Genomic DNA, 14,335 nt, shown 5'->3' on the forward strand with positions numbered 1-14,335 from the left:
TCCGGGATGACGCGCGTGGATCGATCTGGCTAAACCCACGTCGCCCTCACGCCCGGTCCAGCCCAGCGGCCCTGGCCGCGGTCTGGAGTGCCTTCAGCCCCATGGACTGGTACTTCACCGGGTCGGCCTTCAGCGGATCCTGCTCGGCCTCGATGACCAGCCAGCCGTCATAGCCGTGCTCGGCGGCGATCTTCAGCACCGGTTCGAAGTCGAGCGCCCCTTCCGGGTCGCCGGGCACGGTGAAGACGCCACGGCGTACGCCTTCAAGGAAGGAAAGGCCCTCCTCCTCCACCTGCTTCTTGATCGCGGGGCGGACGTTCTTGGCGTGGAAGTGACGCACCCGGTCCATATAGGCACGGGCGAGCTCCACCGGGTCGGCGCCGCCGAACCAGGCGTGGCCGACGTCGAGGAGGAGCCTCGTCGCCGGCCCCGTACCGGCCATCAGGCGGCCGATCTCCTGGCGGGTCTCAACGATCGTCCCCATGTGATGATGGTAGACGAGGTCGATCCCTTGGCTCGCGCAATATTCGGCGACGGCTTCGACACCGGCGCAGAATTCCGGCCAATCCTCCTCGGCCAGTACCGGCTTGTCCTTGAGCGCGACGGCATCATTGCCGTGGATGGCGTTGGAGGTCTCGCAGACGATGCAGACTTGGCAAGCATTCGCCTTCAGCATGTCGAGATGCGGCTGGATGGCGCGCTTTTCCGTCTCTATGTCGTTGACGAGCAGGTTCAGGGAGTGCCAGCCGGAGATGAAGAGGAGGCCGTGGGCGGCCAGCACTTGTCTCAGCGCATCGCCGTCGGAGGGCATCTTGTGGCCCTTCTCGATGCCGGAAAAGCCGATCGCGGCGGCCTCGCGCAGGCACTGCTCCAGCGGGATGTGGGCGCCTATTTCCTGGTCGTCGTCGTTGGACCAGGCGATGGGGTTGGTGCCGTAGCGGATCATTCAGAGCCTCTCCTTGAGCGCGGCTTCGTAGCCTGCGCGGGCTTTTTTCACCTCGTCGCGTTCCGATACCTCGGGCACGGCGACATCCCACCAGTGGCCGCCGGCCTCGGTGGAAGGATAGGGGTCGGTGTCGATGACGACGACGAAGGGGCCGTCGGCCGCCCGGGCGCGCGCCAGCGCTTCTTCCAGCTCGGCTATCGAGCCCGCCTTCTCCGCATGGGCGCCCATGGAGGCGGCGTGGGCGACGAAGTCGATCTGCGAGGGGTTCACGTGCTGCGCGTGGTCGAGCAGATTGTTGAACTCGGCGCCGCCGGTCGCCATCTGCAGCCGATTGATGCAGCCGTAGCCACGGTTGTCGGTGATGACGACGGTGATCTTGACGCCCATCATCGCCGCCGTCGCCAGCTCCGAGTTCATCATCATATAGGAGCCGTCGCCCACCATGACGACTACGTCGCGGTCAGGCTCGGCCATCTTGATGCCCATACCCCCGGCGATCTCGTAGCCCATGCAGGAATAGCCGTATTCCATGTGGTAGGACATTGGCCGCCCGGCCTTCCACAGCTTGTGGAGCTCGCCCGGCATGGTGCCGGCGGCGCACATGACCACCGTGTTCTCGGTCGCCGCGCGCTGCACGGCGCCGATCACCTGCATGTCGGTGGGAAGCGCGTTGGTGACCTCGGGCGCCGCGGTCACGGCGTCGGCGGCGGCGAACCAGTCCGCCTTCAGCTTCGGGGCGGGTGGATCGAACCGCTTGTCGCCCAGGGCACGCGAAAGGGCTTCGAGCCCCACGCGGGCATCCGCACAAAGGGGCGTGGCGCCATGCTTGACCGCGTCATAGGCGTTGACGTTCAGGCTGATGAGCTTGCGCCCCGGCTTTGAGAAGAGCGACCACGAACCGGTGGTGAAATCCTGGAACCGGGTGCCGACGCCGATGACCACGTCCGCCTCGGCGCAGCGCTGATTGGCGCTGGACGAGCCGGTGACGCCGACCGGGCCAAGGTTATACGGGTGGTCCCAGGGCAGCACCGATTTGCCGGCCTGGGTCTCCACCACCGGGATCCGATGGGCCTCGACGAAGAATTTGAACGCGTCGTGGGCATGGGAATAGTGGACACCGCCGCCGGCGATGATGACAGGCGCCTTCGCCGCCGCGATGATCTTCGCCGCCTCCTCGACCTCGACCGGGTCGGGCTGGATGCGGCGCTGCCGCCAGACTTGTCGCGCGAAGAAGCTCTCCGGCCAGTCGTAGGCCTCGGCCTGCACGTCCTGGCAGAAGGCGAGCGTGACGGGGCCGCAGTCGGCCGGGTCCGTCATGGTGCGGAAGGCGCGCGGCAGGGCGGTGAGCAACTGCTCGGGCCGGGTGATGCGGTCGAAATAGCGCGAGACGGGGCGGAAGCAGTCATTGGCACTGATGGTGCCGTCGCCAAAGTTTTCCACCTGCTGCAGGACAGGGTCCGGGCCGCGATTTGCAAAAATGTCGCCCGGCATGAAGAGCACCGGCAGGCGGTTGACGTGGGCAAGGGCGGCAGCCGTCACCATGTTGGTGGCGCCGGGGCCGATGGAAGAGGTGACGGCCATGGCGCGCTTGCGGCCGAGCTGCTTTGCATAGGCAATGGCCGCGTGCGCCATCGACTGCTCGTTATGGCCGCGATAGGTGGGCAACGTCTCGCGCACGGCATAAAGCGCCTCGCCAAGGGCGGCGACATTGCCGTGGCCGAAGATCGCCCATACGCCGGCGATGAAGGGTTCGCCGTCCTCGTTCATCTGTGCCGCCAGATAGCGTGTCGCGGCCTGGGCGGCGGTCAGTCTAACCGTCTTCATGCGGCCCTCCCATGTTTGGCCCGCGCGCGGTCCCACACCGCGCACAGGGCCCGATATTTCTCTGTCATCGTGGCGACGGCCTCCCGGTCGCCGATCTCGCCGGCGAGCCACTGGCGCGCGGCGTCGGCGAAGATGGTGCGGCCGACGGCGAAGCCTTTCACAAGATCGAAGCCGGCTGCAACCGCAAAACTCTCCTCAAGCTCGGCGGCCGGCGCGTCAAGCCCCAGGACGACGATGCCGCGCGTATAGGGGTCGTTGCGGGTGATGGCGCCGCAGGCATTTTTCCACGCCTTCCCGGACGTCATCGGCTCCAGCTTCCACCAGTCGGGATAGACGCCGATCTCGTAGAAGCGTCCGATGACGGCGGCGGCGGTCTCATCGTCGACGGGGCGTACCTTGGAGGGGATGACCTCCAGAAGCATCTCCAGCCCGTTGCGGCGGCTGGCGGCGAAGAGCCTCTTGACCACGTCCTCCTGGCGCGCCTTCACCTCCGCGCCGTCGTCGGGGTGGTAGAAGCACAGGACCTTCACCACGTGCTCCAGCGGCCATTCAACGACGCCGCCGAAATCCAGCCCGATCTCCGGCTCCAGCCTGAGCGGCCGGGAACCCGGCCATTCGACCGGCCGGCCGATCCACAGGCCGCTGCCGGCCGCCCGGTAGAGCGCCTCGCGGCCATGCCGGCCATCGCAGAGGATGCCGTAGCCGTGCTTGCCGCCGGACACCTGGCGCGCGGCCTCCAAGCATAGCACCTTGAACGCGCCGATACGCTCATGCGGGGCGCCGGCGCTGTCGGCCATTTCCTCGAGCTGCATGCGGTGGTCGAAGGCAAAGACGCGCATGTCCTGCCAGTCGCCCTTGCGGTTGGTCGACCAGTGGACCTGCTCCAAGTCCGCATCCTTGCGCAGGGCGCGGTCCTTTATGCCGGTGCGGAAGAAATATTGCAGCTCCTCCCAGGAGGGATAGGCCGGCGTGCAGCCGTGGCGGGAGACGGCGAAGGCGCCGCAGGCGTTGGCTATCTTCAGCGTCGTCGACCAATCCTCGCCGGTGAGCCAGCCCTTCAAGAGCCCGGCCATGAAGCCGTCACCGGCGCCCAGAACGTTGAAGACCTCGATGGGGAATCCCTCCCCCGCCTCGCCCTCGTCGAGCGTGTCGGGGATGTCGCCGGCGAAGGCGGAGGCGCCCATCGGCCCGCGCTTGCACACCAGCACGGCGTCGGTGAGGCCGCGCACGGCGCGCAGGGCTTCGATGGTGTCGGTGGAGCCGCCGGCGATGTGGAACTCTTCCTCCGTGCCGACGATCAGGTCGAAGAGCGGGAGCGTCTTCTGGAGCTTGGCGGTCACCCGCTCGGATTCGATGAAGCGGCTTTCGCCCGCGCCATGGCCGGCGAGGCCCCAGAGATTGGGGCGGTAATCGATGTCGAGCGCCGTTCTGGCGCCGCTCTCGCGCGCCAGCTCCAATGCCTTCAGGACCGCGGCCTCCGTGCGCGGGTGCGACAGGTGTGTGCCGGTAGCGCACACGCAGCCCGCCTCGGCGATGAAGGCGGCGTCGATGTCGTCCTCGTCGAGCGCCATGTCGGCGCAGTTCTCGCGGTAGAAGATGAGCGGGAACTGCTCCTGGTCGCGGATGCCCAAGAGCACGAGCGCGGTCAGCCGCTCGGGATCGGTCTTCACGCCCCGCACGTCGACGCCCTCGCGCTCCAGCTCCTCGCGGATGAAGCGGCCCATGTGCTCATCGCCGACGCGCGTGATCAGCGCCGACTTCAGCCCCAGGCGGGCCGCACCCGCGGCGATGTTGGTGGGCGAGCCACCGATATATTTGTTGAAGGAGGCCATGTCCTCCAGCCGCCCGCCGACCTGCGCTCCGTAGAGATCGACCGACGAACGGCCGATGGTGATGACGTCGAGGGGCTTCATCAACTCACTCCTCCCTGATCGATGCGCGTTCCAGCGGGCCTCCGGGCGCCGCAACATACCCACCGTCATCCCGGAAAGCTTGAGCGAAGCGAAGGCTTGTCCGGGATCTATTCCGTGACGTTTACGCTCCGGCCCGCTTCGCCGAAGCTTCAGCGAGGCGAGAATGGGTCCCGGACAGCCTTCGCCCTACGAGCTTCAGCTTCCGGGATGACGTCCCATCTGGTTCCGGACATAGAAGATATGTTCCATTTTGCGCGCAAGATCAATCACGGAATTCCATTTTTCCGGGCACGGTTGGCCGTGCCCACGGCGACGACTAGCGCCACGGCGAGCGAAAGTGTTGCCGAAAGCGAGCGGAAATCGCCGAAATCGGCTTCAGAGACGGTGAGCAGGAGCGGCGTAACCGGCCGCAAGGGGCTTGCCAGCGAATCGGTGATAGCCACCACCTTGGCGCCGGCGCGCGAGCCGGCTTCCGCCAGCGCCACCGTCTCCGGCGAATAGGGGGCGAAGGTGATGGCGATCACGGCATCGCCGGCGCGGATGGCATGGCGGCTGTCGAGCTTGCCGACGCTGTCATGCAGCATGGTCGGCACGTTCATCTTCTCGAAGGCGTAGGCGAGATAGGAGGCGACGGAGAAGGCGCGGCGCATGCCGACAATGTGCACCATGTTCGCCTCCGACAGTGCCTTGATGGCCGCGTCGAGCGTGCGCGGGTCGAGCGTCTTGGCGAGATTTTCGAGCGACAGCCGCCCCGCCTCGACGAACTCGGCGAGGAGCGCCGAAGGACTGCCGGCCCCGCTCTCGCGCAGTTTCTCCAGGCGGGTCGCATAGTCGGGCCAGTTCTGCGCGTAGGAATCGCGGAACAGGCGCTGCATCTGCGAGAAGCCGGAGAAGCCCAAAACCTGGCAGAAACGCATGAAGGCCGACGGTTGGACGCCGGCCCCCTCGGACATCTCGGCCACGGTGGAGACGGCGACGCGGTCGGGATTGGCCGCCACATAGTCGGCGCACTGTTTGAGCCGTTTCGGCAGGCCGTCCGAAACCTCGAGGACGCGGTCGAGCAGCTCCTCTACACTTGCCGGGGCCGAACGTGCATCCATGTGTCGTCTTTCCGTCCTAGTGGTCTGACCCAAACAGATGATGCCCATCTGTTTGGAAAAGTCAGCCCACAAGCTATTAATCTGGTGGGGCGATTTGTCCTGACAGATGGGTACCATCTGTCAGGATCGCACCACTAGAGAGAATTCTCCCAACGCTATCGCGCTTGGAATAAAAATTCCACTCTTGGCAACGCTACCCCAGCACCTCCGCCACCTTCACGCTCCGTCCCTCCTTCAGCGAGCGGTAGGCCGCGTCGGCCAGCGCCAGCGCCTTCAGCCCGTCCTCGCCGGAGGGAGACGCCGTCCTGCCACCCCCTATCGCATCGATGAACGCCGCCATCTCGGCCGCATAGGCCTCGGTATAGCGGGTCATGAAGAAGTCGTGCAGCGGCGGTCTCGTGAAGCCCTCGCCCGTGGCGATCTCTATCGACACCGGCCGCTGGTTCTCCGCCGAGACCGCGCCTTTTTCACCCAGCACCTCGATGCGCTGGTCGTAGCCGTAGGTTGCACGGCGCGAGTTGGAGATGGAGCATTGCCGACCCGACGCCGTGGCGAGCACCACCGACACGCTGTCATGGTCGCCCAATTCGCCAATCTCCGGGTCGACCAGAACGGAGCCGACGGCATAGACCGTCTCCGGCTCCTCGCCCAGGAGGAACCGCGCCATGTCGAAGTCGTGGATCGTCATGTCGCGCAGGATGCCGCCCGAGGAACGGATATAGGCGGCCGGCGGCGGGCCGGGGTCGCGCGATGTGATCTGCACCATCTCGACCTTGCCGATCCTGCCTTCGTCGATAGCCGCGCGCACGGCTGAAAAATGCGGGTCGAACCGGCGGTTGAAGCCGACCATGAGGGTAGTGCCGGTCTCCTCCACCACCTTCAGGCAGGCCTTCACGCGGGCGAGATCGAGGTCGATGGGCTTCTCGCAGAAGACCGCCTTGCCGGCGCGAGCGAAGCGCTCGATCAGGTCGGCGTGGGTGTCGGTGGGCGTGCAGATCACCACCGCGTCGATGTCGGAAGCCGCCTCGATCTCCTCTACCGTGCGCACAGCGCAACCATAGGCATCGGCTACGGCGTTGGCCGCCTCGGCAAAGGCGTCCGCCACCGCCACAAGTTGTGCATCCGCATTGCCGGAGATGGCGCGGGCGTGGACCTTGCCGATGCGCCCGGCGCCGAGAAGACCGAATTTCACTGTCATTTCCGTTGTCTTTCGCTGTTTGGAAGGTTGCTCTTTTCGGCTTCGCAACGGGCCTACTCGGGATAGGCCCCGGCCACATTCTGGTCGCAGTCGATGATGGCCCCCGTCATGACGCCCGACCGCGGCGACAGAAGATAGCTCGCAAGCGGCGCGACTTCGGCCGGCTTGACGAGCTGGCCGAAGGGCTGTTTGGCCTCGGCCTCGGTCAGCCAGTCGTCCGAGGCTCCGTGAAACCGCTTCTGGGTGGTGTCCTCGCCGGGCGTGTCCATCCAGCCACAGGCGATCGCGTTGCAGCGGATGCGGTCGCGGCGGTGTGCCTGGGCGGTATTCCTGGTGATGTTGGCGAGCGCCGCCTTGGAGGCGGAATAGGGCGCCAGATAGGACTGCCCACAATGGATGACCATAGACACGATATTGACGATGGAGGCCGGCAGGCGATGCTCTAACGCCTGCCTGACGAAAGCCTGCATGGTGAAGAAGGGACCGCGCGCGTTGACCTCCATGAGTTTCGTCCAGATCTCGGGCGTGGTGTCGAGCAGCGAGCCCCGGTCGCAACTGGCGGCGGCGTTCACAAGGGCATTGGGCGGCCCGATCAGCCGGCCCGCCTCGGCGATTACCGCGTGGCAATCTTCGATATTGCCGAGGTCGGCGGCCACGAAATGCGCCTCACAGCCAAGGGCCGCAAGCTCCGCCGCCGCGGCCCGACCCTTTTCGCTATCGCGCCCGGAGAGAACGAGCCGCTGGCATCCCTCTTCCAGAAGTTGCCGGGCAATGGCGGAGCCAAGCCCCTGTGTGCCTCCGACGATGACGGCGCGTGTGTCTCTGTTCTGCATGGTGGGTCCGAAACGATTGCGCTTGCCCCCGCCCGCCGGCCTGCGCCGACGGAGGAGCGAAGATCAGATATAGCTGGCGTTCTCGTGCACGCCGGTCTTCACGCCGGTGATCAGCGAGACGACCTCGTTGCCGTCGGTCTTGTCGGCCTCCAGCATGCCGGCGATCTTGCCGCGGCGGAAGACCCAGATCTTGTCGACCAGGTTGAAGACCTGCCGCAGATTGTGGCTGACGAGGATCAACGGAATGCCCTGTTTCTTCAGGCCGCGGATGATGTTCTCGACCTGCGTCGTCTCCTGCACGCCTAGGGCGGCCGTCGGCTCGTCCATGATGATGAGCTTTGAAGCGAAGCTGGCGGCGCGCGAGATGGCCACGCACTGGCGCTGGCCCCCTGACATGTTGGCGATGTTGTTGCGCAGGTTTGGGATCTTCACGCCCGTCCGCTCCAGCGCCTCCATCGATCTTTTGTACATCTTCTTCTCGTTCAGGAAGCTGAAGGGCCCGAGGTTGAAATAGGTCTCCTCGCGGCCAAGGAAGATGTTGGACGGCACGTCGAGATCATCGGCGAGCGCCAGGTTCTGGAACACCGCCTCGATGCCGACATCGCGGGCGTCGATGGGGCTGGTGAAGTGAACCTCCTTGCCGTCGAAAAAGACCTTGCCCGCCGTCGGCTGCTCGACGCCGGTGATCTGGCGCACGAAGGTGGACTTGCCGGCGCCGTTGTCGCCGACGATGGCCACGTGCTCGCCTTCGTGGAGGGTGAAATCGGCATCCTCGAGCGCGTGCACGCCGCCGTAATATTTGGTCAGACCTTCGGTCTTCAGGACAATGCCGTCATTCGCCATTCTATCCTCCTGCCTAGATCACGATGCCTTTTCGTTGAATCGGCATCATGATCTATCTCTTTGTTTGAGCCTGATCTTTCCCACTTTTCGGGATCATGCTCTAGCGCGCACCTGTGCGGTATCTCTGGCGGTACACGTCGGCCACCACGGCGGCGACGATGATCGCGCCCATGATCATCTCCTGGTAGTAGGCGCTCAGCCTCAGGAAGGTGAAGCCGGAGATGATGACGCCGAAGATTGCCGCGCCGATGACCGTGCCGACGATCGAGCCGCGGCCGCCCGAGAGCGACACGCCGCCGATGACTGCCATGGCAATCGCCTGCAATTCGTACATGACGCCCATGCCGGCCTGTGCGGTGAGGCCGCGGGAGGCGATCACGATGCCGGCGAGCGCGGCGAGAACGCCCGCGATGGAATAGACCAGGATCAGGTGCCGCTCGACGCTGATGCCGGAAACCCTTGCCGCACTCTCGTTGGAGCCGATGGCATAGGTGTGCTTGCCGTAGACGGTGTATTTCAGCGCGACGTGGAAGAGCAGGGCAATCGCCAGGAAAATGACGACCGGCGTCATGCCTTGGCCGATGGCGGCGAAACTGTCGGTGGGGAAGGAGACCGGCTGGCCCCGCGTGTACCACTTGGCAGCTCCGCGCGCGGTGACCATCATCCCGAGTGTGGCGATGAAGGGCGGAATCCGCGTATAGGCGATCAGCGCGCCGTTGATGAACCCCGCCGCCAGCCCGACACCCAGCCCGATAAGCACGGGAATGACGACCGGCAGGTCCGTCAGGTTGGGATAGACAGCGCGCGGATAGGTGCCGACCTGGGCGAAACTCATGGCGACCATGGCCGTCAGGCCGACGATGGAGCCCGATGAGAGGTCGATGCCGCCGGTTATGATCACCTGCGTTACCCCGATGGCGATAATGCCCACCACCGCGACCTGGAGGATGATGATGCTGAGGCGCTGGGTGTTGAACAGGAAGCTCTGCCCCTGGAAAATCCAGCCGAGAATCTCGAAGATGAGCGCGATGCCGACAAGCCCGATGAGCGCATTCAGCTCATGAGAGCGCTGCCGTTTTCCGCCTTCAACGGTCGCCGCCGCGGCAACCGGTTCCGCCTGATTTGTCACCGTTCTTTCCGCCATGACGGCCATACCTCCCTTGGCGGGCGCACCGGCCTTAAGCCGGCCGCCGTCTGGTCGTCGGGCGGGGTCAGGCCCGCCCGACGGCTCAAGCCCATGCGTGTCAGTTCATGCTCGTGAACTTTTCCATGTTCTCGGGCGTGACGAGCTGGAAGGGAATATACACCTTCTGGTCGACCTCTTCACCGCGCACGAGCTTCAGCGCCGTGTCGACCGCGCCCTTGCCTTGACCCGCCGCGTCCTGGAACACGGTCACGTCGAGATCGCCGGCGGCCATGGCGGCCAGCGCATCCTGGGTGGCATCGACGCCGCCGACCAGCATCTCGTCCATGGAAATGCCGGCTGTCTTCATGGCCTGGATAGCGCCGATGGCCATCTCGTCATTGTTGGAGACGAGGGCATCGAACTCGAGCCCGGCCGACAGCCAGTTGGTCATAAGGTCGGCGGCTTCCGTGCGCTGCCAATTGGCCGTCTGCTCCTCGACGATCTCCATGAAGGAACACTCCTCCGTGGCGATGACGTCGTGGACGTCCTGGGTGCGCTGGCGGGCGGCCTGGTTGGACAATTCGCCCATCATGACGACGATCTTGGCGCCGTCGCCCTTGCCCTGCTCCTTCAGGAGGCGGCAGATCTCCTGCGTCTCCAAGGTGCCGGACTCGCGCTCGTCGGAAGCCACGAAGGCCTGGTTCTCGGGCAGATCATCGACATTCACCGGCTCGCGGTTGACGTAGACCAGCACCACGCCGGCATCGGCCGCCGCCTTGGTCATGGCGACCGTGGCGTCGGTGTCGACCGGGTTGACGATCACCGCGTCGACGCCGGAGGCGATGAAGTTCTGGATCTGGTTGAGCTGCTTGCCGACGTCGTTCTGCGCGTCCTCGACCTGCAATTCCACATCGCCGAGCTCGTCGGCGTAGTCCTGCATGCCGTTGCGCAGCACGGTGAGGAAGTTGTCGTCGAACAGCGCCATGGTGACGCCGATCGTTTCGGCAAAGGCCGACGTCGTCATCAGCGCTGAAACGGCAACGCCCAGCAAAAGCTTTTTCATCAGATTGCTCCTCCACACGATGGGTGTCCGGTAGCACCCCTTTTTGGCCGGAAATCCCCTTAGCGGGAATCCTTGCGAGCATTTCCTGTGGCTTCAACCGGGAGCGCGGGGCATTCCGCGCCTCCTCCCTCCCGGAAAATAGAACATCGCCACCGTTCTTTTCTCGATATAAAATATTTATTCCATTTTCTGCCGTCACGTCAAGGCGTATTCGGTTTCCTCATTCGTTTCATGCCGCCTGGCGGCGCGAACGCGCCGAGACATGGGCGATGCTGCGGGCGAGCGCGGCGCCGAGGTCGGGCAGCTCGTGCACGATCTGCGAAAAGGGCTCGAAGGACAGCGGCCCGTCATACCCGGCTGAGAGAAGCGCTGCGATCTGGCCGGTATTGTCGAGCCGGTCGTGTTCATCGACGAGGACGCGGTGACCATCGCGCATCTCAGCCGTGGCAATGGCGCCGTCGGTGACGCCGGAGATGTGCACGAGGCCGGTATGGGCCGCAAAAAGCGCCGTCTCGCCGGCCAGATGGTGATGGAACGTATCATGGACGATGCGGAAGGCGCCGCTGGCGCCGAGCGCCTCGATCGCCTCCACCGCCTCGGACTTGTAGCGCAGGGAGGAGGTCTCGAAGCCGAGCGGCTCCACCAGGCCGACGATCCCGGCTTCGGCGAGGATCGGCCGCAGCGCCTTCAACGCGATGCGCAGGTTTGCCTGACGCTCGCCGTTTGCCCGGCCCGTGCCGTCATTGGCGGGCACAAGCACCAGGGCCTCCGCTCCGCACGCCTTCGCATAAGCGACGAGCGCGCGGGCCTCTTCCTCGCGCGCCTCGCCCCAGGCGTTGAAGCGCTGCAGCGCATTGATGGAGATGACGCGCAGGCCGCGGGCGGTGGCAGCCTCGGCAATCGCCGCCGGCTCCGTGCCGTCGGCAATGGCATTGCCGTCGATATCGTTGCGGATTTCGACGCCCACCGCACCGATTGCCCTCGCCAGATCGAAGAAGGCGGAAATGGAAAGGCCAGCTGCGCACATGTGGTTGAGCGCGAAAGCGGGGCTGTCTGCCGTCATGATTGGGTCCTCCTTGGCGGGCCAAAGGGAAGGCGGCCGCCCTGGAGCAAGAGGATGAATAGCCGCCCGCGGGCGGTCAACGCAATCCTGCGGGAAAACCCATCATTTATGATAGATTCTCATCTGCAACATCTCATTGAGTATCATGCGGCCAGCAATGGGCGACAAAGGCCGTTGGCATCATATGCTTTCCGGCACATGCAACGCCGGCGTCAGGAAAAGCTGGCCCGGGGTCTCCGACGGCCCTTCGCGCACCGCGCTTGCCATGTGGTCCAGCAGCGCGCGGCAAAGGGCGGGAAGCGGCGTGGCGATGGCGGCGACGATCTGGTGATCCTGAAGGGCGGCGGCCGAATCCTGCGTCAGTTCGTTGACGACGACCGAGGGCATCGGATCCGGCGGCTCGTCGCGGAGCGCCGCGATGGCGCCCTCCATGCCGCCGCCGGCGACGTAGAAGCCGACGATGTCGGGGTACCGGTCCATAAGGTTCAGCGTCGCCTCGTAGGTGACTTGCCGGGTCTCCAGATTGACCAGCGTCTCCAGGATCTCGAATTGCGGCGCATATTCGCGAAAGTAGCTGCGGAAGCCGGTTTCACGCAGTTCGTGCCCGTGCCAGCGGTGGCTGCCGACGAAGACCGCCACCTTGCCGGGGCGCGGCGCGGTGCGCGAGATGAGCCAGGCGGCCATGCGCCCGACCTTGAGATTGTTCAAGCCCACATAGCTTTCGCGCACTCCTTGGGCGAAATCCGACAGCAGCGAGAAGACGGGCTTGCCCTCGGCCCTCAATGCCTCCACGGCCTGCGTCACGGTGTGATGGTCAAGACTGGTGGCGGCGATCGCCTGCGCGCGCTGGCCAAGCGCCTCCAGCCGCTCCGCCACCTCCGCCGGCGTCTGGTTTTTCACATACTCGATATGCGCGTTGACGCGCACGCCGGTTGTCGCCTCGGCCGCCTCCTGCAGGGCCTTGCCAAAGGCCTGGTAGAAAGGCTGTGCCTCCTTCTGCAGGAGGAAGGCGAAGTTCATCCTCGGCAGGTCGGCGGTGATGCGCTGGTGGATGAGGGCGGCGGCGTGATAGCCGATCTCGCTCGCCGCCTCGTAGACACGGCGCGCCGTCTCCTCGCGGACGCGGTGGCGGCCGTTCAGAACCCGGTCGACGGTGGCAACGCTGACGCCGGCCTTTCTTGCCAGATCGGCGATGGTCGGACGCCGGCCCATCGAAACCTCCCCTTGATAATGATCTATCAGGAAATCTAATCATTATTTGATAGAAAATGATAGAAAAAATTGCACGCTGCTTGAGGACTCCCAAGCCTGTGCGTAGCATCAGGGCCATCGGAGGAGGTGCATAGAGATGGCCAAACGCGACTACAGCCTTATCGGACCGAATGCCAGCCGCGCCGTCGAGACCGGCCTTGCCTCGGCCGAGTGGTATCACACGGACATCTCCCGCAAGGAGATGAAGGCGCTGATGAAGCGCAGCGACGGGCCGGCCATCCGCGATACCATCGTCTGGCTCGGCGGCATGGCGGCCTTTGCCGGCGCGGCCGCATGGCTGTGGCCGTCCCTCTGGTCGATCCCCTTCTTCCTTGCCTATGGCGTGCTCTACGGCTCGGCCGGCGATTCCCGCTGGCACGAATGCGGCCACGGCACCGCGTTCAAGACGCGCTGGATGAACGACGCCGTCTACCAGATCGCCTCCTTCACCATGATGCGCAACCCGGTGACCTGGCGCTGGAGCCACGCGCGGCACCACACCGACACCATCATCGTCGGCCGCGACCCGGAGATCGTCGTCATGCGGCCGCCGGACCTTCTGCGCCTGGCGCTCAACTTCTTCGGCATTCTCGACGTTTGGCACGCCGTCATCGACATGGCGCGCAACGCCGCGGGCATCATCAGCGCCGAGGAGAAGACCTTCGTTCCAGAACAGGAGCAGCCGAAGGCGATCTTCGTGGCCCGCATCTGGGTGGCGATCTACGCCGCAACAGCCGCGGCCGCGGTCTACACCGGGTCCATCCTGCCGTTCCTCCTCATTGGCGGTCCGCGCCTTTATGGCGCCTGGCACCATGTGATGACGGGGCTTCTGCAGCATGGCGGGCTCGCGGAGGACGTGACCGACCATCGGCTCAACAGCCGCACGGTCCATATGAACCCGGTCAGCCGCTTCATCTATTGGAACATGAACTACCACGTGGAGCACCACATGTTCCCCATGGTGCCCTATCACGCGCTGCCGAAGCTGCATGAAATGATCAAGCACGACCTGCCGGCGCCGAACACGTCGATCCTCGACGGCTACCGCGAGATGTTCCCGGCGTTCCTGCGGCAGCTGCGCTACGAGGACTACTTCATCAAGCGCGAATTGCCGCCGACGGCGAAGCCCTACCGGGCCGAATTCCACGACGTGGCGCCGCAGGCAGCCGAATAAA

The 14,335-nt window shown here is 65.1% G+C and carries 12 protein-coding genes; 1 reads left to right on the forward strand and 11 read right to left on the reverse strand.

Going from position 1 to position 14,335, the window contains the following annotated elements; all coding sequences use genetic code 11:
• Positions 1-46: 46 nt before the first annotated feature.
• The 11 genes from iolE to GM910_RS13415 all read right to left on the reverse strand — a co-directional run bounded on the left by iolE (position 47) and on the right by GM910_RS13415 (position 13,121).
• A complete protein-coding gene (gene iolE, locus GM910_RS13365; protein ID WP_159588054.1) occupies positions 47-946 on the reverse strand; it encodes a myo-inosose-2 dehydratase in 900 nt (299 codons plus the stop codon).
• Positions 947-2,770 (reverse strand): 3D-(3,5/4)-trihydroxycyclohexane-1,2-dione acylhydrolase (decyclizing), encoded by a 1,824-nt coding sequence (gene iolD / locus GM910_RS13370; protein ID WP_159588055.1) that lies wholly within the window; start codon positions 2,768-2,770, stop codon positions 947-949.
• Positions 2,767-4,683: a bifunctional 5-dehydro-2-deoxygluconokinase/5-dehydro-2-deoxyphosphogluconate aldolase gene (locus tag GM910_RS13375; protein ID WP_159588056.1), complete on the reverse strand. Its 1,917-nt coding sequence runs from the start codon at positions 4,681-4,683 to the stop codon at positions 2,767-2,769. The genes iolD and GM910_RS13375 overlap by 4 nt, the downstream gene beginning before the upstream one ends.
• 266 nt (positions 4,684-4,949) lie before the next feature.
• Entirely contained in the window at positions 4,950-5,783 is an 834-nt protein-coding gene (locus tag GM910_RS13380; RefSeq protein ID WP_159588057.1) for a MurR/RpiR family transcriptional regulator, read from the reverse strand.
• A gap of 193 nt (positions 5,784-5,976) precedes the next feature.
• Positions 5,977-6,981 (reverse strand): inositol 2-dehydrogenase, encoded by a 1,005-nt coding sequence (gene iolG, locus GM910_RS13385; protein WP_159588058.1) that lies wholly within the window; start codon positions 6,979-6,981, stop codon positions 5,977-5,979.
• Positions 6,982-7,034: 53 nt separating this feature from the next.
• Positions 7,035-7,814, reverse strand: a complete 780-nt coding sequence (locus GM910_RS13390; protein ID WP_159588059.1) for an SDR family oxidoreductase — start codon at positions 7,812-7,814, stop codon at positions 7,035-7,037.
• Positions 7,815-7,877: 63 nt separating this feature from the next.
• Positions 7,878-8,657 carry an ATP-binding cassette domain-containing protein gene (locus GM910_RS13395; RefSeq protein WP_159588060.1) on the reverse strand — a complete coding sequence of 260 codons (780 nt, stop codon included), beginning with the start codon at positions 8,655-8,657 and terminating at the stop codon, positions 7,878-7,880.
• A gap of 100 nt (positions 8,658-8,757) precedes the next feature.
• Positions 8,758-9,801 (reverse strand): ABC transporter permease, encoded by a 1,044-nt coding sequence (locus GM910_RS13400; RefSeq protein WP_159588061.1) that lies wholly within the window; start codon positions 9,799-9,801, stop codon positions 8,758-8,760.
• Between the two features lie 100 nt (positions 9,802-9,901).
• Positions 9,902-10,846, reverse strand: a complete 945-nt coding sequence (locus GM910_RS13405; RefSeq protein ID WP_159588062.1) for a sugar ABC transporter substrate-binding protein — start codon at positions 10,844-10,846, stop codon at positions 9,902-9,904.
• 229 nt (positions 10,847-11,075) lie between these two features.
• Complete coding sequence (locus GM910_RS13410; protein ID WP_159588063.1) at positions 11,076-11,909, reverse strand: TIM barrel protein; 834 nt, start codon at positions 11,907-11,909, stop codon at positions 11,076-11,078.
• A 180-nt stretch (positions 11,910-12,089) separates the two neighbouring features.
• Positions 12,090-13,121, reverse strand: a complete 1,032-nt coding sequence (locus GM910_RS13415; RefSeq protein WP_159588064.1) for a LacI family DNA-binding transcriptional regulator — start codon at positions 13,119-13,121, stop codon at positions 12,090-12,092.
• Between the two features lie 136 nt (positions 13,122-13,257).
• On the opposite strand from GM910_RS13415, the gene GM910_RS13420 reads away from it, so the two are divergent.
• Positions 13,258-14,334, forward strand: a complete 1,077-nt coding sequence (locus tag GM910_RS13420; RefSeq protein ID WP_159588065.1) for a fatty acid desaturase family protein — start codon at positions 13,258-13,260, stop codon at positions 14,332-14,334.
• Position 14,335: the final 1 nt, after the last annotated feature.

Source organism: Chelativorans xinjiangensis (assembly GCF_009812055.1).
Lineage (GTDB): Bacteria > Pseudomonadota > Alphaproteobacteria > Rhizobiales > Rhizobiaceae > Chelativorans > Chelativorans xinjiangense.